Origin of the sequence: Methylotuvimicrobium alcaliphilum 20Z (assembly GCF_000968535.2) — a bacterium.
Lineage (GTDB): Bacteria > Pseudomonadota > Gammaproteobacteria > Methylococcales > Methylomonadaceae > Methylotuvimicrobium > Methylotuvimicrobium alcaliphilum.
In genome coordinates this window covers 3,472,050-3,495,869 of record NC_016112.1, presented here as the reverse complement: position 1 = coordinate 3,495,869, position 23,820 = coordinate 3,472,050, and the positions used below count along the sequence as shown (strand labels likewise).

The 23,820-nt window shown below is 49.9% G+C and carries 17 protein-coding genes; 7 read left to right on the top strand and 10 right to left on the bottom strand.

What is annotated here, in order from left to right; genetic code table 11:
• Positions 1-13: 13 nt before the first annotated feature.
• On the top strand, positions 14-595 hold the full coding sequence (locus MEALZ_RS14710) for a DUF3299 domain-containing protein (protein WP_014149443.1): 582 nt from the start codon (positions 14-16) through the stop codon (positions 593-595).
• Between the two features lie 8 nt (positions 596-603).
• Here MEALZ_RS14710 and MEALZ_RS14705 read toward each other — a convergent pair whose 3' ends face one another.
• Together MEALZ_RS14705 and MEALZ_RS14700 are read right to left on the bottom strand one after the other, a co-directional pair.
• Entirely contained in the window at positions 604-1,143 is a 540-nt protein-coding gene (locus MEALZ_RS14705) for a DUF2796 domain-containing protein (RefSeq protein WP_014149442.1), read from the bottom strand.
• A 369-nt stretch (positions 1,144-1,512) separates the two neighbouring features.
• A complete protein-coding gene (locus MEALZ_RS14700; RefSeq protein ID WP_014149441.1) occupies positions 1,513-1,722 on the bottom strand; it encodes a cold-shock protein in 210 nt (69 codons plus the stop codon).
• Between the two features lie 590 nt (positions 1,723-2,312).
• Between MEALZ_RS14700 and MEALZ_RS14690 the strand changes: the two genes are divergently transcribed.
• The 4 genes from MEALZ_RS14690 to MEALZ_RS14675 all read left to right on the top strand — a co-directional run bounded on the left by MEALZ_RS14690 (position 2,313) and on the right by MEALZ_RS14675 (position 11,293).
• The gene (locus tag MEALZ_RS14690; protein WP_014149440.1) at positions 2,313-3,626 is read left to right on the top strand and encodes a hypothetical protein; all 1,314 of its coding nucleotides are present in this window, start codon (positions 2,313-2,315) and stop codon (positions 3,624-3,626) included.
• Between the two features lie 602 nt (positions 3,627-4,228).
• Positions 4,229-6,787 (top strand): fused MFS/spermidine synthase, encoded by a 2,559-nt coding sequence (locus tag MEALZ_RS14685; protein ID WP_014149439.1) that lies wholly within the window; start codon positions 4,229-4,231, stop codon positions 6,785-6,787.
• A gap of 3 nt (positions 6,788-6,790) precedes the next feature.
• Positions 6,791-9,010 carry a TonB-dependent receptor gene (locus MEALZ_RS14680; RefSeq protein WP_014149438.1) on the top strand — a complete coding sequence of 740 codons (2,220 nt, stop codon included), beginning with the start codon at positions 6,791-6,793 and terminating at the stop codon, positions 9,008-9,010.
• 363 nt (positions 9,011-9,373) lie between these two features.
• On the top strand, positions 9,374-11,293 hold the full coding sequence (locus tag MEALZ_RS14675) for a Kelch repeat-containing protein (protein ID WP_014149437.1): 1,920 nt from the start codon (positions 9,374-9,376) through the stop codon (positions 11,291-11,293).
• Positions 11,294-12,652: 1,359 nt separating this feature from the next.
• On the opposite strand, the gene MEALZ_RS14670 is transcribed toward MEALZ_RS14675, so the two are convergent.
• The 8 genes from MEALZ_RS14670 to MEALZ_RS23240 form a co-directional block, all read right to left on the bottom strand.
• On the bottom strand, positions 12,653-12,856 hold the full coding sequence (locus MEALZ_RS14670; protein WP_014149436.1) for a cold-shock protein: 204 nt from the start codon (positions 12,854-12,856) through the stop codon (positions 12,653-12,655).
• 149 nt (positions 12,857-13,005) lie between these two features.
• Positions 13,006-13,413 (bottom strand): CBS domain-containing protein, encoded by a 408-nt coding sequence (locus MEALZ_RS14665; protein WP_014149435.1) that lies wholly within the window; start codon positions 13,411-13,413, stop codon positions 13,006-13,008.
• Positions 13,410-13,760: a P-II family nitrogen regulator gene (locus MEALZ_RS14660; protein WP_014149434.1), complete on the bottom strand. Its 351-nt coding sequence runs from the start codon at positions 13,758-13,760 to the stop codon at positions 13,410-13,412. The genes MEALZ_RS14665 and MEALZ_RS14660 overlap by 4 nt, the downstream gene beginning before the upstream one ends.
• A gap of 12 nt (positions 13,761-13,772) precedes the next feature.
• Positions 13,773-14,564, bottom strand: coding sequence for a DUF1538 domain-containing protein (locus tag MEALZ_RS14655; protein ID WP_014149433.1), 792 nt, complete (start codon positions 14,562-14,564; stop codon positions 13,773-13,775).
• Positions 14,561-15,295, bottom strand: coding sequence for a DUF1538 domain-containing protein (locus tag MEALZ_RS14650; RefSeq protein ID WP_014149432.1), 735 nt, complete (start codon positions 15,293-15,295; stop codon positions 14,561-14,563). Before MEALZ_RS14650 ends, MEALZ_RS14655 begins: the two co-directional genes overlap by 4 nt.
• 324 nt (positions 15,296-15,619) lie before the next feature.
• Positions 15,620-17,122 carry an IS1182 family transposase gene (locus MEALZ_RS14645; protein WP_014147681.1) on the bottom strand — a complete coding sequence of 501 codons (1,503 nt, stop codon included), beginning with the start codon at positions 17,120-17,122 and terminating at the stop codon, positions 15,620-15,622.
• Between the two features lie 146 nt (positions 17,123-17,268).
• Entirely contained in the window at positions 17,269-18,426 is a 1,158-nt protein-coding gene (locus tag MEALZ_RS14640) for an ISAs1 family transposase (RefSeq protein ID WP_269844369.1), read from the bottom strand.
• 295 nt (positions 18,427-18,721) lie between these two features.
• Complete coding sequence (locus MEALZ_RS23240; RefSeq protein ID WP_162472971.1) at positions 18,722-18,937, bottom strand: hypothetical protein; 216 nt, start codon at positions 18,935-18,937, stop codon at positions 18,722-18,724.
• A gap of 95 nt (positions 18,938-19,032) precedes the next feature.
• Here MEALZ_RS23240 and MEALZ_RS14635 point away from each other — a divergent pair, with 95 nt between their 5' ends.
• Together MEALZ_RS14635 and MEALZ_RS14630 are read left to right on the top strand one after the other, a co-directional pair.
• On the top strand, positions 19,033-19,254 hold the full coding sequence (locus MEALZ_RS14635; RefSeq protein ID WP_162531688.1) for a hypothetical protein: 222 nt from the start codon (positions 19,033-19,035) through the stop codon (positions 19,252-19,254).
• Between the two features lie 109 nt (positions 19,255-19,363).
• Entirely contained in the window at positions 19,364-23,785 is a 4,422-nt protein-coding gene (locus tag MEALZ_RS14630) for an alpha-2-macroglobulin family protein (RefSeq protein WP_014149430.1), read from the top strand.
• Positions 23,786-23,820 lie beyond the last annotated feature (35 nt).

The following is a 23,820-nucleotide window of genomic DNA, read 5'->3' as shown; positions in this document are numbered from 1 at the left end:
AGGTTACTTTCCGATGAAAATAGTTCATACCTTGTTAAAACTCATCTTGTGCTTGGCGTTGGCGATGCCGGTTTTGTCGGTGTCGGCGGATAGTTATAAGACCCTCGAATGGACCGACTTGATGCCGCAAAGCGATTTGGATGCCCTAATGAACGGACCGGAGATCACGCACGACACGCCGGAAATCCCGATCGATTCGCAGATTTCGAATCAAGTGCGTCAAGCCATCGAGCAGGCGGCGGACAGTGCCTATCAAAAGGCTTTAGTTTCGACCGACGTGAGGCCGGAATTAAACGAAACTAAAGTTCGAATTCCGGGTTTTATGGTGCCTTTGGAGTTTAACGACAAACAGCAGGTTACCGAATTTTTCGTCGTGCCGTATTTCGGGGCTTGTATCCATGTTCCGCCGCCGCCGCCCAATCAGTTGATTCATGTTGTTTATCCCAAGGGCTTTAAGCTGCAAGATCTTTATATGCCGTTTTGGTTTCAAGGGGTATTGAAGACCGCTCTATTCAGTAAGGATGTCGGCACAGGCAAAGCTGTATCCGCCTATTCGATGCAAGTTGTAACGATCGACGATTACGAGGAAGAGTAGATTCTATTTTATTCGATCGAAAAAATCGTCGATTGATTATTCAAGAGTGCCGAGCCTTGACCTTTGCTACCGACCCAGCGAACTCGAATGGCTTCGAAACCGGGGAAATGGTCGAATAACCGTGTGCTGACAGAGCCGATAACTGAGGCGTCTTGGCAAGAAAAGCTATAAGTGGCGTGGAATTCGGAGTGTTCTTCCCGTTTGCCATGTTCCGGTTCTTCTTGATCGGCATTATCGAAAGGCCCACGGATATGCGTTTCGGTTACGCGGCATTCGCCTTTTTCGAACGATACAATGATTTCGACGTCATTCAATAACGCCAAAGCCTTTTGCAATTCGAGTTGCTGCGCATCGGTTCGGGGTTTATGTTCGAAGCCGATTAAATTGACCGCCGGGGATTCGAATTCGATTAACACGGTATCGTTCTCGATGACAATATTCAGTTCGGCGGCGCCATGAGTATGAGCATCATGATGGCGTTTTTCCGCCAAGGTTGCGGCGGAGAATAAACAAATCGACAGGAATGGTATGAAGATACGGCTTTTCATGGTCAACACTGTTTTAGAGATAAAGATAAACGGAATAATTTTAGCGTAACCGGGGACACGCTTAAAATGCTCGGACGGATAAGTCAGTTATGTTATATCATGCTTATTAGTAAGCAATCAATAATCGGTTATTAGGGATAAAAAGTGGGCGCAACGGATGGACGAAAAATAGACGGTAATGCGTTAGTAATGCGGATGCAATACTTGGGTGCGGATTTATGTGGGCGTATTTATAGGTTGATGCGCCCGGCTAGCTTTTCGCCGCAAATAAATTAAGCTTATCCTTGCTTGAAAAGCCTACTGCAACGAATCGATAAAACCATTGATAAAGAAACGCCCGTTAGAAACGGGCGTTTTTTTTAATCGGACTTAAGCAGGTGTTACGTTCTCTGCTTGAGGGCCTTTTTGACCTTGGCTCACTTCCATTGTGACCTTTTGGCCTTCACGCAAAGTTTTCCGGCCGGTGCCGTTAATTGCGCTGTGGTGAACGAAGACATCTTTGCCGCCTTCTTGTTCAATAAATCCAAAACCTTTTTCATCATTGAACCACTTAACGGTACCTGTAACTAACTCGGACATAACACTCTCTTTTACTTGTAATGTGCCATACCAGGATGGCGTTGAAATAAACGGTTCTTATAATAAAGCCGGCTAATCAGGAAAGCAATTTAAATTTCAGTCTGCGTTATAAATTATTACTAACTCTACTATTAGATTAAGAAATTAACTTGCTGGAATCGGCTGAAATTTGAAGTGCGTACGCTATGCATGGAGAAAATGCAGCAATTCCCAGTTTAAGCATTTTCGCCGATCTTAGGGTGTGGGGTATGCCTGTCGAGGAACGCCGTAAACCCATCCATGGGGGCTTGGCGGCTGCTCGAACGCCAAGGATGGCGTGTAGTAGGGCAATGCAGGAGCAATTGCCGAGGAGCAAAAATCTGCAAGCGCCAAGGATGGCGTGAATGCAGATTTTGCAGGAGCAAAAATCTGCCCTGCTGCCGACATCCTCGCCAAGCACACCCCACACCCTTTTTGATCCCCAAATTGGGAATTGCTGGAGAAAATGAGAAGTGTATTGCAGTTTTTAATGTTACATTATAACATTCTGTGGGCGGTTTGATGTTACTGCAGCATTTTTTCATTCTTGTTTTTATTTGGAGTCTTTTAAAATGAAAAGCTTAAAACTCTTTTCGATCGGCCTTTTGGCCTTTTTTATAAGTTCGAATGTATTGGCGCATTCGGATGTCGAAATAACATTACAAAATAACAGAATCGTTGTCGATCCCGATAATGAAGCGGTATTGTTTGGCATTCATAAATTGTTCGAAGCCGAGTTTGGCGAATTAGGCAATCCTTATGGAACCGATGATCCGGGCTTAGATGTATTCGGTTTACATCCAAACAGTCTGTTTTGGTATAAAGTCGAAGGCACTTTGAAAAAATGGGATGTTAATTCATCGAGCTGGTTGTCATTCGGTTTCGATGAACAGATATCCATCACAAAACACGATCATACTAATATCGTTTCAGCAGTGGAGGGTATCGCCGGACAAGGCTTAATTGGTTCAGTTAATTCCAGTGGCGGGCTGCATACGCATCTCGATTTTCAAATCAGCAAAGCCGGCGGCGGTAACCCCGATGACGGTGCTTATCTTCTGGAATTATCGTTGTTCGACACCACAAACGATGAAATCCCAGTACCTATTAGCGCGGCTTCCGATAAGTTTTATCTTGCATTTCATCTGAATGAAGCGGGGACTTTCGGTCATGATGCGTTTGATCAGGCGATCGGGGGGAGTCCTCATCATGATGAAGGGACGCTTGTTGAGAAAAGTGTAATGCTAGGCAATCTGACAGGTAACGTAAGAGGCGGAGAAATTACAAGATTAAGAGGGGATGTTTTACGCCAAGCCTATCGGTGTGTTGATGGCTGCGGTCTAGAATCTCCAGTCTTAGAGCCGGTTGCCATGGCGAAGGATAGATTGAATCTGAGAAGAGCGCGTAGGCTTCAAACGGAAGACGTTAGCGTTAGTGGCGCAGTGGATGCAATCATTAATAATTTTACAAACCATACGCTCTTATGCTCCGCGCCTATGAAGGCCGAGGGTAATCGTTGTGTACCGTCTTCGCATGACCATGATGACCATGATGATCATGCTACTAAAGTAGTTGTTTTACAAGGCGGCAACACAATCGAAGAATTGGAAAAGGAGATAACCGGCTGGGAGCGAAACCGGCAGAGGGAAAATTTCTTTTATGTTATTGAATATGAATATAATTCAGATGGGTTCGTGACTCATCGAGTTGAATATGTCGCCGCTTGGCGAGAAGGCGGCTCGCGTTATTATGAAAATCGCAAGTTGGATTCGAAAGGCTTTTCGATAATCGAATTGAGCGATAGACAAATTGCGGTTTCTATTAATGCATCTGATGAAGTCAGAGAAGAAAATGATCACGACCATGACCATGACCATGACCACTAACTCGGATTATACTTCGTGGTGTCATAAATCGGCTTCTAGGGCTTGCCACCACTAAGTTAAGAACTTTTCCGTTCGCCCTGAGCCCTTCGGCTGTCCTCAGGAGAGCCTTGTCGGAGGGTGAATGGGATCGTCCGAGTCGATAAGGGTTTGGTCGCAAATAACTTCCTTATTTTACGGAGGGTTCGGTTGCTCGATTGGCAGGTGTCGGCGGCAGGGCAGATTTTTGCTCCTCGGCAATTGCTCCTGCATTGCCCTAATACACGCCATCCATGGCGTAATGCAAAATCTGCATTCATGCCATCCATGGCAATTAGTCGCCGCCGTCAAGCCTATACCTTTCGCACTTCAAATTTGGGCAGTGCCTGAGGAGGCGACAGGGTGTGCGGCAAAGGCTTTGCCAGCATGGAGCTGGCATAGAGTCTACAGGGGTGTATTCACGGCGTCCTGCCAAGCGAGTTACCGTACCCTCAACAAAGCGTATAGTTCCAGGACGTTATTTACACGAAATCCTAAGTTAAACTGTCCATGGTTCGACAGGCTTGCTGCGAACGGCTTAACTTAATCGCATTGGCTTTTAGGCCACGAAACGTATGCGTGTTTTAATGACTTCATTTTTTACGGTTGCTCTGCTTTTTTTCTCCGGTATTGCGGGTTTGGGTTATCAATTGGTCTGGACACGCATGTTTGCGGTCGGTCTGGGGCACGAGTTAACTTCTATGTTGGCGGTCGTGGCGGCATTCTTCGGTGGGTTGACCGCAGGCGCTTTTTTACTAGACAAGCGGGTCAGCGTCAGCCGGCGTCCGGCTTTGTGGTATGCCGGTCTGGAATTGACCATCGGCCTTTGGGCATTGCTTAGCGCATTTGTCATTCCCATAGTAAACGATTGGGCGCGAGCTTGGCTTGGCGTCGAACCGGGCTTACTGCATTTTTGGGGCGTTGCCTTTGTGGTGCCGTTTTTTGCTTTACTACCGGCAACTCTGGCTATGGGGGCAACGCTGCCGGCAGCCGATCGCTGGTTAGCGCAAATCAAAGCCGATCCGCGTCAAATAGCGCTGGCGTATTCGGTTAACACGGCTGGTGCAGTGTTGGGCGTGCTGGTTGCAAGCTATGCCTTGATGCCGCTATTAGGATACCGTCATACACTGCTTGCATTGGCATTTATCAATGCTTTGGTCGCATTATCCGCCGGATTGTTTTACTTTCGAAAGCCTGAATTATCGCTTCCCGAAAAAACAAAAGTCAAAAAGACGCATAAGCAACCGCCGCCGCTGTTTTGGCGCTTGTTGATCACCGGTTTTTTGGGTATCGCCTATGAAGTCGTCACGGTTAGGGTGATGGCTCAGGTGCTCGAAGGTACCGTATACAGTTTTGCCGCGGTGCTGGCCGTTTATTTGACCGGCACCGCAATCGGCGCCGGGCTTTATCACCACTACGGTCGCAATCGCGATGGCGATCGCCTGTTGACCAGTTTGTTGTTCTCGTTGAGTTTGGTTTGTCTCGCCGGACTTTCGGCGCTTTATCTAACGCATGGTTTATATTGGTGGGTCAGAACCGGCCTCGGCGATAGTTTAGGTGCGGTGCTGTTGGCCGAATTGACCGTGGCCTTGCCGGTGCTGTTGCCGCCGACTTTGATCATGGGCGCCTTGTTTAGTCATCTAGCGCAATCGGCCCGACACGCTACAGGTGGCGTCGGTTGGGCCTTAGGCGTCAATATGGCCGGCGGTTTGGCGGCTCCTTTGGTCGCAGGCGTCGTTTTGGTGCCGCTGCTCGGTGCCCAATGGACATTGATCGGCATTGCATTGGCTTATTGGCTGCTATTGCCTAATTTTTCGATGTTATCCCGCTGGGCTTATGCGCTACCGGCAATCCTTGTTTTGCTGTTACCCGGTCGTTTGCAGATCGTTACCCTAAGGCCCGGCGAGTCGGTATTAGAGTACCGGGAAGGCGCGATGGCCTCGGTGGCCGTGATCGAGCAGCAAAACGAACGTAATCTTCGCGTCAACAATCGCTTCCAAATGGGCGGAACAGGCGTTCGCGCCCAGCGTCTGCAACGCATGCAAACTCATGTGCCGATGTTGTTGCATCCGAAGCCGTCCGATGTTCTGTATCTCGGCGTAGCGACCGGCGTAACGGCGGGTACGGCGCTGACTCACCGAGAATCTCGCATCGATGCGGTCGAGTTAGTACCGGACTCCTTGGCATTATTGCCTTATTTTTCGCCGTACAATGCCGAATTGCACAAGAATCCTCGTGTTCGTCTTTATTCGTCCGATGCCAGACGTTATGTTAGAACGTCACATCAGCAATATGATGTTGTGATAGGCGATTTGTTTCATCCTGGACGCGACGGTGGCGGTTTGCTTTATACCCGTGAACATTTTCAAGCGATAGAGCAGCGATTGGCGCCTGGAGGCTTGTTCTGCCAGTGGTTGCCTCTGTATCAAATGGATGAAACGATGCTGCGCACGGTGATCAAAACTTTTCAATCGGTGTTCGGTAGAACCGAGGCTTGGTTGGCAGGTTTCGATTTGGGGTACCCCTCGCTGGCTTTGATTGCATTGTCCGGGGATACGGCCCGTCCCGAAGCAATCGAAAGCACGATCGGCTTCAATCAAGCTTTACGACAGCATCTGCATTTGGCGGCGGTGCGAAGTTCCGTGCAATTGGCGGGGCATTATTTAGCCGGGCATCACGCGCTGGCCGATTATGCCGGCGATGCGCCGATCAATACCGACGATCGCCCCGTTATTTTATTCGATGCGCCGAAGTTTACTCTAAAACGCGGCATTGCCACGTACGCCTCCTTCGAAGCTTTGTTAAACTACTTAGAGTTAAAAGAATTAAGCGAGTTGCCGTTTTTCACGCGCAAATCCGATGCCGAATTTACTGATAGGCTCGGTGCCTTCATCAAGGCGCGTAACCTTTATTTTGCGACGATGATCGACCACAACGACGACGAAGCCAGAGCATTGAGCGGCTATTTGCAATCGGTTGAAACCAGCGCCGATTTTACATTGGCTTACGCCCAAATCGTCAGCATGGCGATCGGCAAAGCCCAAAAAGAGCCGGAAACCGCGCGTCAATGGCTGGAAAAACTGATTACGCTTCGTCCTGAAATTCCAGGCGCAAGAGATGTGCTTTACCGTTTGCCGGGTCTCTGAACCATGAAACTTCCCACCGTCATTAATTGGATAGCGTTAACGCTGAGCATTTTAACGTCGAGCGGCATGCTTTGGGCATCCGAAGCGGATGACCCTGAAAACGGCGAGACTGTTTTCGAAAGTGCTGAGCAAGACTCGATGGAAACAACCGAAAGCGCCGAGCCCGAAACCGGCGAATTCGATGTGGAACTTGAAAAAATGGTCATCGAAGCCATCGCGCCGACGGCCGATTCGACATCCGAATTATCCGATATCGATTTACGCTTGAAGTCGGCGAGTACCTTAGGCAAAACCTTGGAACGCGAACTGGGGGTTTACAATGCTTCGTTCGGTCCCGGAGTCGGCCAGCCGATCATTCGTGGCATGGGCGGCCCTCGAGTGCGAGTAATGCATGACGGAATCGGCTCGCACGACGCGTCGGCGATGAGCCAAGATCATGCGGTAGCGGCCGAGTCGTTACTGGCCGATAGTATTACGATACACAGGGGGCCGGCTACCTTGCGCTACGGTAGCGGCGCAATCGGGGGTGTCGTCGATGTCAAGCATAAGCGCATCCCCGATAGCGTGCCGTTAAAACCGATCGAAGGCACCGCGGAGTATCGCTACGACCACAATCCCAAAGAAAATGCCGGTATGGTCGGCATCGACGCCGGCAAAGGCAACGTTGCCGTCCATCTCGATTATTTTCAACGCGGTAACGAAAATACACGGATTCCGGGATTCGCATTGGACGAAGCGGCGCTTCGTAAACAATTGAAAACCGATGTGCAGTTAAATAACAGCAAGGGCGAAATCAAAAATACCGACGGGGAAAGCCGAGGCGGTTCGGCTGGAATTTCCTGGATCGACGATCTCGGCTATGTCGGCACCAGTTACAACCATACTTATAAGGCATACGGTTTACCGCCGGGCGATCCGGGCGGTCATAGTCATGTCGGGGTTGTGCCGGGGGCAAGCAATCAAGGCGAGGCGATGCGTTTTGAAATGGAACAGCGGCGCTACGATGTCGAGGCCATGTTGTTCAATCCGATTCCTTACATCGAGTCGGTCTCGGTCAAGACTGGTTATGTCGATTACGAGCATGAAGAAGGCGAGCCCGGATTTTCGGTCTTATTTACCAATGAAGTCTTAGAAACCCGTTTCGAGCTCGAGCATCGATTGCTCGATCAGTGGTCCGGCTTTTTGGGCTTGCAATGGCAAGATCGAGAATTTTTGGCCGAAAACCTGGTTCCCCAGTCGCAAATCGATTCGTTGGGATTGTTTTTTACCGAAAAGCTGGATGTTTTGGATGAGTTGACATTGGAGTTTGGTGGACGGTATGAACGACAGGTTACCGAGCCTAATGAAAAAATGCTCAATCGGAATTTGTTCGGGCAACCGGTTCAGGTGCCGACACGAAGATTGACGCATAATCCGAGTTCGTTGGCTGCGAGTATTACTTACAAACCTTTCGATGGCGGTTCGATCTATTTGGCATGGCAAAACTCGGAGCGCGCGCCCGATATACAGGAAATGTATTCGCTCGGGCCGCATCCGGCCAATCGTAGTTTCGATATCGGTCGATTGGATTTGGCGGTTGAACGTGCTAGTAATCGTGAAATTGGGATTCGTTACGACGATGCCTTGATTTCATTGCAAGGCAATGCCTACCAAAAGGATGTCAAGGATTTTATTTATCAAGAAAACCTGGGGCTTTTCTATCAACTCGATACGAACACCCTAAAAGCGTCTTGCTCGGATGGACTTAGAGGCTGTTTTCCAATATACGGGTTTCGCGGCGACGATGCGGAGTTTTACGGTTACGAAGCGGAAATTAAATTTCACCCGTCGTTCGATTGGGGCACACCGCATTTAACGCTGTTTTCCGACTACGTTCGCGGGCGTTTCAGAGATAGAGCGCTTGGCGATGTACCTCGCTTGCCACCGCAACGTTACGGTTTCGAAGTCGGATTGCAAAAAAACGCCTTTCAGGGAGCGCTACGATTTACTCAGGCCTTGGCACAAGACAGACCCGGAAACGATGAAACCGTGACGCCTTCTTATCACCGTTTCGATATCGACGTTTCTTATGACTGGCATGCGGACTCGGGACAAAGAGTCCTTCTGTTCGGAAAGGCCTCGAATTTAAGCGATTCGCCGATCCGAAATTCCACGTCATTTTTACGCAACATCGCACCGGAGCCAGGAATGAGTTTGGAAATAGGTTTCCGAGCCTATTTTTGAAATTTATTAGGATGAGGTGTCAGTAAGCTAGGAATGTTATATTATATCGCTAATGGGGTTGTTCAGATGAAGCGATCGATAAACGATAGGTGGTTATTCAGCCCACCTTTCTTTGAAAATATGGGGGCTGGGGATTATTTATACCTACCGTAGATCAAAATTCGGCACCAGGTTCCCGTCAAAGGACGCCGTGGATTCATCCCATGTAGGCTCTATACCATCTATGCCAGTCCCTCTCCTAGCGTTAGGTGAGGGACCGAGCACACCTGCGCCTTCTTAGTCACTGCCGAAATTTGAAGTGCGAAAGGTATAGTTGTTTGGTTAACCTTATAAATGCGAGCTCCTAGAGGTCGGAGAATACTAATGAGTGTCTTAAATAGATTATTTTTTGGGCGTAGCTTCTTATTGATGGTGGTTTTATTTGTGCCGTCCGCAAGAGGTTTGGCGTCTTTTCATCAAGATATCGAGGTATCGGGCCAGGGTTCGGCAATCAAGGCGGGATTTTGTTCGGAAGTAGAGCTTGGTTGCGATATTGTCGGCGTCGAGCGCTTAGGCCTTCCTCCGAATACGGTACCGACCGACTTTGAAACCGGAAAGGATATTTATGTTACCGCGTTTACGCACTTTGTGTTTTCCGGGCAACATTCAACCGATAACCCCGGATTTCAGTCGAGCGTGGGTTCGCTTTTAAGCAATGAACTCGTTTCCTATCAATCGCTCGGGGTATTGGAATTTTGGAATCCGGCTATAAGTGCTTGGAGTCTTGCGCCGGATAATGTGAAAATTCGATTGGCGGGCGGTCTAAAAGTTACCGAAGTAGCCGACCAAAATTGCGGACTGGTTTTTTGTCCGCCGAAAGTTACGACTGAAACCAGTTTCACGACTTACACTGCCAGTGGTGTAACAGGCACACCGTCTTTAATCGTTGGGCAGGCGGCCGCTAACGGTTCCTTTCATTCCCACCTCGATTGGTTTTTGGAAACCTCGGCGGGAGCTGGAAATGGCGGCCCGCAAGGGGCTTATTTAGTCGAAATGCGCTTATCTTCCGATAAGCGCGAGACGCCCTCGGATTCTTTTTATATCTTGTTCAATAATCAATTGCCTGCCGAGCAATTTCAGTCTGCAGTGTCCCAACGCGTCTTGGGATTTGGCTCTGAGTTGCCGCAAGATCCGCCAGCGCCCGAACCTGAAATAAGCGCATGGAAAGCATCTGAATTGGCGACTTCCCAGATATTGGGCGATGAGCCGGTCGCCTTGGCGGCAATCGGCAATAAAGTCTATTTGATTCCAGAAGATGCAAGCCAGGGGGTGGCGGTGCTCGACTCCAGTACCTCTTTAAACGGGCAGCATTCAGGTGCCTTCGTTAACGGCAAGCTTTATGTTTTTGACGCAGAGGCTGGGGCAACACGGGTCTTTGAAATAGATGGTAGTGATTTCGTGGAAAAAGAGTCCCTGGCTGCCATGCCGACAATTCGATTTGGCGCGGCGCCGATGGTAACGGACAATGATGAAATTTTTGTTTTTGGCGGCAAACAAACCCGGCCGAATGGCAAAAGCCGATTGATCAATCGGCTCGAAAGCTTTAATCCCGAAACGCAAGAATGGAAAAGGCATCGCAACGTACCCGGTATTAATCGGCGCGAAGGCGCGGCCTTGGCGGCCGTCACAATCGACGGCAAATCCCATGCATATCTGCTAGGCGGCGGCGTACTGCAAAGAAATAGACTATTCGGTGCGATTGCGGCTTACGATTTTAGGCTCGATCGCTGGCAAACGAGAGCCATGACTCCGATGCCGACGCCGAGAGCATTTCAAAGCGGTATTCAGGCCCCGGTGTTGGATGGAAAAATCTACCTGATCGGCGGACGCTCCGTTAATAGCGTCGGCGGCTTGGTTAAGTCGGATAAAGTGGAAATTTATGATCCGGTATCCAATACTTGGCAAGTCGGACCGAGCTTGCCAAAAGAAATATCCGAGCCGGTATCGTTTACGGCCGATGGGAAAATTTACGTCATCGACGGCAGTCAAAAACATGCGGAATCGAAGATAACCGCATGGGAGTTGGATGATGCCTGGAAACCCTGGTTGGAAGAAGATCAAACCTGCGACTTAGATGGTGATGGGCAATTTACTAATCGAGATGTCAATTTGTTTGCTCGCGCTTGTCGAGCCGGAACCGCATACTGGAATTGCGATTTAACTGAAGGCAGTCCTTCTATTGCTAGAAATATTAGGGAATATCGACTCCAATGGCGGGAATATAGGAACAAGGCTTGTCCATAGGCATCGGGGTCATAAGCTATGCGCATCAAGCTAAAACGGTCAACCCGTACGCTTTCCCAATTTCCGGACTCATCGCTATAGATAAGTCATGTATTACCCTTTTGCAGTCCTAGACAATGTGACCTCGAAGCCACTTCTGCGGGACGGGTTATTTAACCCGTCCCCAACGTTTCGGTTTGCCCTAAACATTTCGGCTAACTTCGGCCAAAGTCAAAACGTTTAGGACGGGGTTGCAAACCCCGTCCTGCTAGGGAGAAAACAAACACGAGCCTAAACCGAGAGGGGAAACGATGGTAAAAGCCGGCTAGCAAAACCGGCCATAGGAAAGAAGGGTAGGAAGGTGGAAGCGAGGTAACGTTCAGTGTCGCGCACATTAAGCCAACCTCAGGTAAAAGGCTTAAAGAGGCTCAGCCGTTGAAGCGAGCCGAAGGTAACGAATCAATCCGAGTTTGCGGGCTGACGTGGTAACGCGGAGTAATGGAGTTCACCAATAATAACAACATTGCTCACCAGCTTGTCCCGATGAGGAAACCACCGACTGGAGAGCCGTGTGCGGGAGAACCGCATGCACGGTTCGGAGGGAGGGGAGAGAAATCTTCCCTATCCCTATCAGTGCATTAGTCAGCCTCTGTGCAGCATCCCAATTTGGAGATCAAAAAGGGTGTGGGGTATGCTTGGCGAGGATGTCGGCAGCGGGACAGATTTTTGCTCCTGCAAAATCTGCATTCGCGCCATCCTTGGCGCTTAGCTCCCGCCAAGCCCCCATGGATGGGTTTACGGCGTTCCTCGATAGGCCCCCACACCCTAAAATCGGCGAAACTGCTCAAGCTGGGAATTGCTGGCCTCTGTGGGAGCGACGCCTTCGTCGCGACTTTCGAAGTCGCTGATGCTCGACACCCACGGCTTATGTCGAAGTCCTCGAAGCGCCCTAAATTCAATGCTAGGGCGATTTTAATCGCCCTAGGCGAATGAGAACTGACTCCTGCAAAAAACTTGGGCAAATCAGGAAGTTAATTTTAGCGACATCCTTAGCTTGATGCGTATGGGTCATAAGCGCCAAATTATACCCATCGCACTTCAAATTTCGGCATTGACGCATGGAGGCGCCGGGGGGTTCGGCAAAGGCTGTGACAGCAGGGATGCTGTCACAGAGCCTGAGCCTACATGGACGTATTCACGGCGTCCTTTGGCGGACAACCCTGGCGCCGAATTTTGATCTACGACGGGTATATAATCTCTAGAAATACTTCATGGGCTTCATGGTTAAAATGACAAATTTAGTTTTGCGAGGGTATACGAAAAAGGCCCTTGCCGCGTCTTGCGGCAAGGGCCTTTTTCGTTGAGCGAAGCGGTTACTTATTAGCCTGGAATAACGTTCGCGGCTGTCAGGCCTTTAGGGCCTGATTCGATTTCGAATTGTACCGATTGTCCGGGGCTCAATGTTTTAAAACCTTCTCCCTGGATGACTGAATGGTGAACGAAGACGTCTTCCGTGCCTTCCGACGGCTCAATAAAGCCGAAGCCTTTCGTGTTGTTAAACCACTTTACAGTGCCTGTTGCCATTTTTTTAAAACTCCTACTAATATTAACTTACTGTGTGACGCAGAACGACCTGATTGATTGCCGGACATCAACCTAAAACAGGTAGGCGTTCACTCAAGATCGGTTTTCTGATCGGGCAAAATTGTAGCTTTTTTTAAAGCCTAATACCATTAAAGGTTTCGGTACATGCCGTCCAGCACCAGTGCATTCGGACTGACCATGCCGATAACCTTGCCGTTTTCGATAACCGGCGCGCGAACTAAGTTGTAGTTTGCAAACAATCTTGAGCAAAGACGAATATCCATATCGGGCGAGACCTGGATCACCGGGCATGCCATGATCTCGTAGACATTAACGCGGTCCGGCGCTTTATCCTTAGCCAATACATAGCGTGCGATATCGCCGGAGGTGACCAAGCCGTATTCGTCGAATTCATGGCGTTTATTGACAACCAATACCGAGGTTTTCTGCGACTTCATCAGTTTCAAAGCATCGCTGACCGAGGCCGAGCCTTCGATCATCGAAAAGTCGGTTTTCATGACGTCTCTAACATGAATAATTTTAGTTTTATCGATCATATTTCATCTTCCAGTTCTTGGGTTAATTGTTCGACTTGATGCATCACCCCTATCGCATCTTCGACATCGATTTTAAAAGCGATGCCGGTGCCTGATGTGGCGTCGAATTCTGCAGCCTTGGCGATTTTTTCGAGAATATAGCGGCTCAAATGTTCCTCGACCAGAAACATCAAAACATCCCGTTGAGTTTCCAGGGTCAGGCCGAAAAAAGTTTTGGATTGCTTCATGCCTTCACCGCGGGCATGGTTGATCACGGTTGCGCCCTTAGCGCCGCTTTTACGTGCGGTATCGAGCACGAGATCGGTTTTCGAGTCTTCAACAAAGGCGATGATTAATTTGAAACGCATGGCTTTCCTCGGTTATTTGGATGGGCTTTGATTGGATGAATTTTGTTTTTTATTCCGCCATTCGGCGAGCTGTGCATAAGTTAATACGGCTATGACCGCGAACAGACTGGCGAATGCAATTAAGCCGAAACCGTCAAGCAACGGGTTACGGCCCGGAACCGTTGTTGCCAAGCCAATGCCAAGCGCCGTGACTAGCGGTACGGTTACGGTAGATGTCGTGACGCCGCCGGAATCGTAAGCTAATCCTACTATTAACTTAGGAGTTAAAATTGTTTGAATAATAACAATCACATAGGCCCCAATTATAAAAAAATAGAGTTCCGTTCCATTGACAATTCGAAAGGCTCCCAAGGCAATACCGAAGGACACACCCAATGAAACGGCAATGCGTAAGCCCCAGGCGCGTATCGCGCCGCCGGAAATTTCCTCGGCTTTAACCGCGACTGCCAATAGTGAAGGTTCAGCTAATGTTGTTGCAAACCCGATACTTCCGGCAAATAAATAAACCCAAAAATAATTCCGCCAATCAGCTACTGTCGTATTGGGTGGTATGCCGAGAAATTCCGGTGCTGTTAATTGCGTGGCCATTAATTCGCCCAACGGAAATAAAGCCATTTTTAAACCGTCCATGAAGAAAGTAATGCCGATTAATACATTCACGAAACCGAGCAAGGTCTTCATCGGATGCAGGATGGGTTTACGAATCACTAAAACTTGAAAGCCGATAATGATAGCGGTAATCGGGGCCACATCACGGCAAGTTTTGAGTAAATCTTCACTAAAATGAATGAGCCAATCAATCATGACACAATTCCAAAAGCCAGAACGAATATGATCGGACTTAACGACGCAAACGAGATCAAACCGAAACCGTCGGTCATCGGATTGCGGCCTTTGATTGAGCTAGCCAGACCGACACCTAAGGCGGTCACTAAAGGAACCGTAATCGTCGATGTTGCGACGCCTCCCGAATCGTAAGCGACGCCTATGATTTGCGCGGGTGCAAAGGGCGTCATGATAATAACGATGCAATACCCGCTGATGATCAAATAATGCAGCGGCCAGCCGCGGATGATTCTCAATACGCCGAGTAGAATCGCGAAACCGACCGAAACTGCCACGGTTAAACGAAGTGCGAGTGCGTAACTGTCTTTGGCCTCGGCGGAATTTTCGATGATATTGCCTTTTCCTGCGATATTGGCCGCTTCGCTTGCTACGGCAATCAATGCCGGTTCGGCCACGGTCGTGCCGAAGCCAAGGCAGAATGAAAAGATTAGCAACCAAAACAAGCTGCCTTTTTTGGCAAAGGCATAAGCCATCGATTCGCCGATCGGAAACAGGCTTTGTTCAAGGCCGAGCATAAAAAAAGTCAAACCCAGGATGACGAACACGGAGCCGACGATCAAGTCGATTACATCGGGAATAGGTTGCTGTATGACCGCGATTTGAAAAACCAATATGACGACCAAAATAGGGGCTAAATCTAAAAAACTGCTGAAGATCTGTCTGACAAAACGATTATTGCGCAAAAACATGATTGCTCCTTGTAGATACTAAGATTCTATCGTAATGGATGCGGGTAAGGCTAGTTTGGGGAGAGGAAAGAAGAAAGAAGAAAGGTGAAAGGTGAAAGGGGAAAGAGGAAAGAGGAAAGAGGAAAGAGGAAAGAGGAAAGAGGAAAGAGGAAAGAGGAAAGAGGAAAGAGGAAAGATTATCGTTCCCACGCTCCAGAGACTGTGAAAGTATTCCAAATCTAAGCGGCTCTCAGGTTGCCCAGCGCGGCATTTTTTTGAAAATTCAGGTTTTGCTGCCTATGGCATCGTTTTTATTTAAGCCAACCAGCCAAAATCCGTCATTTTTTATGCATATTCCATGTTTTTTAGCGTATTTCCTGGTCTCCGGACGCAATAATCCCTCAGCGCGTCAGCACCGAGAATCGTGAGTAGGCGCGTGAAGTTGTAGGCTAAAACCATCAGGCTAAATTCGCCTCGACACTTTTCCAAGCCTCGCATCAAGAAGTGGTTCATGCCCGCGCGATGCTTGAGCGTACCAAAGGGGTGCTCAACCAAGGCCGCGCGTTTCTTCATGATGCCCGGTTGTTGTTCCATCCGCTGGCGGTGGCGTTCGATGACGTCTTCATGCTCCCAGCGCTGAATTTGTTTGATCGTGGCTTTTTCGGTTAAACAGTGTTCGCGTAGGGGACACTGGCTGCAGTCGGCGGGCTTGCTTTTGTAGCCGGTCATCCATTTGCCGTTTTTTTGATGGGCTTTGCCGCTGACAGTCAATAGCTTGCCTTGTGGGCAACAATAGGCATTTTGTTCCGGGTCGTAGCTGAACTGCTCGCGCGTCAAGCGTCCCTTCGCGGCGATGGCTTTCGACTTATCGGGTATGGCCACATATACGGGAGTGTTTTGGTCTTCGCAAGATTTCAGTTGGTTGCCTTCGAAATAACCACTGTCGGCAAGCCCGGTCAGGCTTTCGGACTGCAAGGTCTCTTGCGCCTTTGCCATCATCGGCGCCAGCTGATGAACGTCATTACCGGCTTGTGTGGCCTCGTCGACCACGATCAGTTTGTGCCGGTCGTCCACGGCAATTTGGACATTGTAGCCGGAAACGGTTTGTCCGCGTTTGGTCAGCAAGCGGGCATCGGGGTCGACGGTGGAGACTTGTTTGTCGCCGCTGGTTTTGAGCTGTTGCAGCAAGGCTTTTTTCTCGGCTTGTTTAGTTTGCAATTGCTCAAGCTTTGCTGGCAGCTGTTTATCCTCAACCAGGCTGCCTAGGCTGGCTCGGTCATCGGCGGAATCCTGCTCGGCGAGGGCTTGTTGGTAGTCGGCGATTTTCCGGCTTAACTTTTCAAGCTGTTTGTTGAGTTTATCTTCGGTGTAAATCCCCGCTTTACTGGCGTTGGCATTGAAAAAGCTGCCATCGACGGCGACTTGTTCGCCACCGAACAGCGTGAGTTCTTTGCACAGCAATAGGAAATCGCGGTTCGCCGCCTTTAAGGCATCGCTATTGCCTTGGCGAAAGTCGGCGATGGTTTTGTAGGTAGGCTGTAAGCCTGCGATCAGCCACATCACTTCCAGATTGCGGGTGGTCTCTCGTTCCAATTTACGGCTACTGCGAATACCTTGCAAATAGCCATACAAATACAGCTTCAATAACGCCGCCGGATCATAAGCCGGCTGCCCGGCACCAATGACCGGCTCGGTGTTTTTGAAACCTAAGACATACAAGTCCAACGTATCGACATAGGCATCAATGGCTCGCACTGGATTATTCTGACTAACATAGTCATCAATACAAAGCGGCAACAGCATGTCTTGCTGGCGGTTTAATGCGCGATGATAGCGGCGGGATGACATGGCGGTTTGTTAACGGGTAGTGGTTAAGTAATATATATTATAGTGTATGGACTGCAATAATACTTTCACAGTCTCTCCAGCGTGGGAATGCAGCCCTGGACGCTCCAGCGTCCAGTAACGACAGAAAAGAGCTGAAATGCTTTTTCTCAGATTAACGCGAACATGGCCAAAAAAAGGTAATTTTTCTTGGCGAGCCCGGGCCAACGCATTAAAATTACCAATTTAGCGCGGTAGCGATCATTCCAGGCGGCTTTGAGTCTTTTCTTTTTCATGCTGAGTTTAGATTCCTCTTGCTGGAACAGATTGACACAGATATGCCGGATGGTGGTCATAATCGCAGCGGCATTACCTTTTCGAATTCGGTTGTCATCTTCTCGAAAGACCACGTCTAAGCGCCAGTGCAATTGGTTTTCAATACCCCAGTGATGGCGCACAGCCCGCGCAAATAGCTGCGCATCGGCTTTAATGCTGTTAATGAAACAACGCTGCTCGATTGTTACTTTATCGCCGGTGTGGCATTCGCGCTCCACGAAGCCAATGCTGCGTAATTCTTTCCAGAGCTCCGTTTTCGGGAGCGTACAAAGCTCCTCGGTAATCCAATAACGGCGGGTTTCTAAACGCCCATGGTCGTTGTCGATTTCTTCGTGATAAGCGTATTCGACGTGGTTAAAATTCGCTTGCTTGGCCGTGTTGAAAAAATCCTCGACGGCTTCATGCAATTCGCCTTGATTGCCTTTCAGGCCCAAACAGTAATCACCGCCTTGATCGACGATTTGCTCAGCAATCGTGCGCTGGCAGCCCATGGCATCAATGGTCACAATACAACCTTTGAGTTCTAGCAAAGCTAATAGCTTCGGGATTGCGGTAATTTCATTCGACTTTTCTTCGGTCGCTTCTTGGCCGAGCACTAATCCATTCGCACAACCCCAGGCACTGACCATGTGCAACGGATTTTGGCCGCGTTTGCGGTCATGCGAACGGCGTGCGGTTTTGCCATCTATCGCAATCACTTCATCGGGTATCACTTCGCGAATGGCGTTCACCCAATCTATAAAGCAACGTTGAAATTCTTTCGGTGACAATCGAGAAATGACATACGCCAAGCAATCATGCGATGGAATGCCATTCTTTAACGGTACAAACTGCCTTAACCAATCTAATTTATTATGGCCAAACTCTTCAATGGCTTCCCAACCCTCAGCACCGCTTAACGAGGCGCAAACAGTGAGTACAATGATATCCATCAACTGATGAAGTTTCTTACGTTCAATTCGGGGATCAGTCACGTTGGAAAATTGCTTAATTTCCGGAATCCGGAATGATTTTAAGTTATTAAATATTAATAATATATTTGACTTTACGCATATATTTCGACGGCCTAATTCCGTTCCTCAGCCTACACCGCTCATGAAGGTCCTGCATTCGCCCCGAAAAATGAGACGAGGGCGTCGCTCCCGCCTTGATTTTCAAGCTAAGAAGAGACTATCAACTTGCGTGACCTCCTGCGTCCGTAAATCTAAGTAGAGAAAAAATGTGATCGAGTGTATGCTAGATTGCAAGATTTTACCGTAGGCCGTAAACGGCTGTTTTTCTTGCGGATTAAAGTTTCGCTAAAGGAGTTGTCCGTACCCCCATGTAGCGCCCGGAAACGGCGTTCGGTTGCTCGATCGACAGGTGTCGGCAGCAGGGCAGATTGTTGCTCTTCGGCAACTGCTGAGTTTGCAAGGATGCAACGAATGCAGAAAATACATTACGCCATGGATGGCGTGTATTAGGGCAATGCAGGGCAGAAAAATGCTCCTGCATTTTCTGCATTCATTACATCCATGTAACTCAGCAATTGCCGAGGAGCTTTTTTCTGACCTGCGTCGCCGCGCCTACTGTTGGCGGCCTACAACACGCCATCATCCTTGGCGTTCGAGCTACCGTCGATCCTACATCGACCGATTTACGGCGTTCTGTCGAGCGAGCAACGAACCCTAGATAAAAGCCATGAGTTCGGGAGCGCATTTGTCGGAAAATCCCAGCTGAGAATATTTTGCACCTACGCCAAGCAAGCCCCGGACTTTCGCCTCGTTGGCTTGTACGGCAAACGGCGCTATGCGGCATTCCGAGTCACGATGATCGGTTGACGCGGCCGAACGAGGGCATGCTTGGCTTCAGGGCAGATCTTTGAATCCATCGAAGCGGTAGGGATTTGTTTGAACCAGTTTTCCATTTTTTTTACCCAGGCAGTTTATTATGTCTAAAAAATTCGCTCCGATCACATACCAGCTCCGCTCCGGCAGTTACTCCATTGATAATCTAAGGTTCCGGCCAGGCGACAAGTTAATCTACTCATCGGGCATTGCTGTTGCTATCGAGAATAACGCCCCGAACGACGGTTTCATCAATGTTGTAAGCATTTTCAACCGGATAGAAAGCTGGGTTCGCCTAAAGGTACCTCGAGACAAAGACGGCCCCGTTACCGATATCGCTTCCTTCAATGAAGTGTTCGGTCCGGGAAGCCTTACTTTCGACCCCGCCATCACGCAAGCGCAAGCCAAAGGGAAAACGGTGACCCTGCAAGGTAATGCGGGTCCGGGCATAGACAGTGTCGCTATTTTTACCGAAGGCGCTGAAACAACGCTGGGCTTTGCCTCGGTCACTAACGGCATATGGTTTTTTACGATTCCCGAACTCGAGGTCGGCACCCATACCTTTTTTGCCCGAGGCGTTTTCCCTGACGGCGAGCTTGGCGAAGATTCCTTAGTCAAGGAAGTGACCGTCTTGGAGCTCATTCCTCTTACCTTCACGCCGAACCATTCAGAGATTTTTGAACTGCCAGGCACTCTCAACACCGTCACATACACGATCTCGGGCCGCGCGGGAACGACGTTACAACTGGCTCTCTCCCCGGATAGCGAAGCGAGTGAAGACGATGTTTCGATAACGGGTTTATCGGACGATAATCAGTTGACTTTGGGCGTAAATGGCACGGCAACCTTCTCGGTAACCGCTCTTCAGGACAATGAAACCGAGATCAGCGAGCTACTCCGGTTTTTGGTCAGCGATGTCGACGACCCGAGTAATAACGTTACGGCCGACGTCACCATTCGAGATTTTCTACCGCTGACCTTGACGCCTAGCCTGACCGAAATTTTTGAACAACCGGAAGCGCCGAATACGGTTCTCTATACGATTACAGGATTGCCGGGAACACGGGTTCAATTGGCGATTACAGAAGACAGCATCGCCGATGCCAATGACATTCTGAGCACGAATCTACCCTACGACAATCAATTGGTTCTGAACGATCAAGGCCTGGCGACTTTTTCGGTTACGGCGCGTCAGGATGATTTACCGGAACTCGCCGAATTGCTTCGCGTGTCTGTTTTCGATCTCGACAATCCTACCAACAACACTTCGGCCGATGTCACCATTTTCGATGTCACGCCGCTGTCGATCAGCACCGACCGGTCAACGATCTTCGAACAACCCGGCTTACCCGATACCGTGGTCTATACGATTACCGGCACGCCGGGCCTCACCGTCCGGTTGGCGATCGCGCAGGACAGCGTCGCCGATGCCGCCGACATTCTGAGCACTCATCTGCCGGACAACAACCTGTTGACCTTGAATGACAGCGGCACCGCCACCTTCTCGGTCACGGCCCGGCAAGACGACACGCCTGAATTCGACGAACTCTTGCGCGTGAGCGTCACCGAAATCGATAATCCGACTAGCGTCGCCTTCGCCGATGTCACCATCAGAGACTTGACTCAACTGACGATCACGCCCGATCAATTGCGGATATACGAACAACCCGGCGCGCCCAATACCGCGACCTATACCATAACCGGGTCGCCTGGAGCCGCCGTGCAATTGGCGATTGCGCCAGACAGTGTCGCCGACACCGATGACATTCTGACCACCAATCTGCCGGACAACAATTTGTTGACCTTGAACGACGACGGTATCGCCATCTTCTCGGTGACCGCCCGGCAAGACGACATCACCGAACTCGACGAACTCTTGCGCATTAGCGTCACCGATATCCTTAACCAAAACAACACCGCGATCGCGGATGTGACTATCAGCGATACCACCCCGCTATCGATAACGCCTAATAGGACTGAAATATACGAGCAACCGGGCCTGCCCGATACCGTGACCTACACGATAATCGGAGCGCCCGGCGCCACGGTGCAATGGGCGATTGCCGAGGACAGCGTTGCCGATGCCGACGACATTCTGAGCACGAATCTACCCGACAACAATCAATTGGTTTTGAACGATCAAGGCCTGGCGACTTTTTCGGTCACGGCCCGGCAAGAGGATCTAACGGAACCCAGCGAATTACTTCGCGTCGTTGTCTTCGATCTCGATCATCCATCGAACAGCGCTTCGGCCGATGTCACTATTTTCGATCTCACGCCGCTGTCGATCAGTGCCGATCGATCGTCGATTTTTGAACAACCGGGCCTGCCCGATACCGTGACTTATACGATAGTCGGTTCGCCCGGCGCCACCGTTCAGTTAGCGATTGCCGAGGACAGTGTCGCCGACGCCGACGACATTCTGGGCGGCGCACTTCTCAATAACACGCCATTGGTGCTGAACGCACAAGGCTTGGCGACTTTTTCGGTCACGGCCCGGCAAGACGATCTAACGGAACCCGGCGAATTGTTTCGCGTCGTTGTCTTCGATCTCGATCATCCATCGAACAGCGCATCGGCCGATATCACCATCAGCGATTTCACGCCGCTGACGCTCACCCCCGATCGCTCAAGGATATACGAACAACCCGGCGTGCCCAATACCGTGACGTACACCATTGCCGGGACGCCTGGGGCCACGGTGCAATTGGCGATCGCCGAGGGCAGCACCGCCGACGCCGACGACATTCTGAGTACCCATCTGCAGGACAACAATCTGTTGACCTTGAACGACGACGGCATAGCCACCTTCTCGGTCACGGCCCGGCAAGACTACATCGCTGAAATCGACGAACTCTTGCGCGTCAGCGTCACCGACATCGACAACCCGAACGACACCGCGACCGCGGAAGTCACGATCAGCGATATCACCCCGCTGTCGATCACGCGCAATAGGACCCAAATATACGAGCAACCGGGCACGCCCAATACCGTGACCTATAGGATAACCGGAACACCCGGCACCGAGGTTCAACTAGAGATTCCAAGCAATAGCGTCGCGAAAGCGGATGATATTTCCAGCGCTCACCTGCCCAACAACAACCGTTTGACGCTCGATGCCAATGGCGTTGCGACATTTTCGGTGACCGCCGTGCAAGACGACCTGGTTGAAGGCAACGAACTTTTTCGCGTGCTCGTCAGGGATGTCGAACATCGCAATAACACGGCCTCCGTGAGCATCACGATCCGTGATTATATGGAGCTGACGATTACACCGGATCGCACCGAAATTCATGAGTTGCCGGGATCGCCGAATACGGTGACCTACACCGTCACGGGCCTGTCGGGCTCCGATATCTCGATATCGAGATACGGCGAAGCCAGCAGCGCCGATGGGCAGGATTTTGAGCTGTCGGCCGTGACGGTAGGCACATTGATAGGCGATAGCGAAGCACCGGATACATTCATTATTCAATTGAATGCTAACGGCGAGGCCCGCTTCGTGATCATCGCAGTTCAAGATTTCATATCCGAAGACCCGGAAACATTGGTTCTGCGCGCCAGCGAACTCAATAATCCGAACAACGTCGCGCTCTCCGCTACACTCCTCATCCAGGATACCGATCCGTTCAGGCTTACAGTCAACAACGACAACCTGACCGGCACCGATAACAACAACGAGTTTGATGGCTCTCTCTTTTTCAGTGATTTAAACGACGGCTTGGCCACGCTAAATACCGGCGATGTTGTCGATGGGGGCTTAGGTTTCGATACGTTGGAGGCAGACCTGCTCGCCGGCACCGTTGCGCCGACGTTAATCAGCATCGAAGAAATCATCTTATGGGGAGAAGAGGGCTCGGTGTTCGACATCAGTCATTCGTCCGATATTGAAGAGATAAAGGCCTATGGTGAAGAAAATCTAGTAACGATCACTGCCACCGATTCGACGACATTCAACGAGATCACGCTTTCTGGTGCGATTCATTTGGATTTGACCGGAGATTACAGTCCTTTATCTGACGCGCATTTGCAAATTTGGGGAGATTTATGGGTCAATTCCTCGAGCAAACAAGTTATCGATCTCTCGAATCAAAACGATGATCTTTATATAGAGTTTCGTTACAGTTCGGCCGATGAATTGACCCTGCCGATTTCAGTCGAAAGCGAAGATTTTTACGGGGTGGTGCTCAGTTACACCAACGCAACATATTCGGCCCCCATCTCCATCACTAACTTCACTGTCGACAGAGATCTGATAATTTTCGATCAAACGCGGGACTCGAGCTTTTTCGCCGCCTTACCGGATGGAAATTTAACCGAGTATTATATTGAGGGCAACTTCGGTTCCGATATTCCCGATCTGGGAGATGATGCGAGCGATATCTATCTGATTTACGACTTGGACAGCGGAAAACTGTATTACGATGCCGATGAGGGGGGGGCAGGAGCGCCTGTCGAAATTCTGCAACTGATAGGGGCGCCGACGTTGTCTGCCGATGATTTAGAGTTATGGTGGGGCCTCTAGTTCGATGCATTGCCCAAGTCCGAATGACCCTGTCC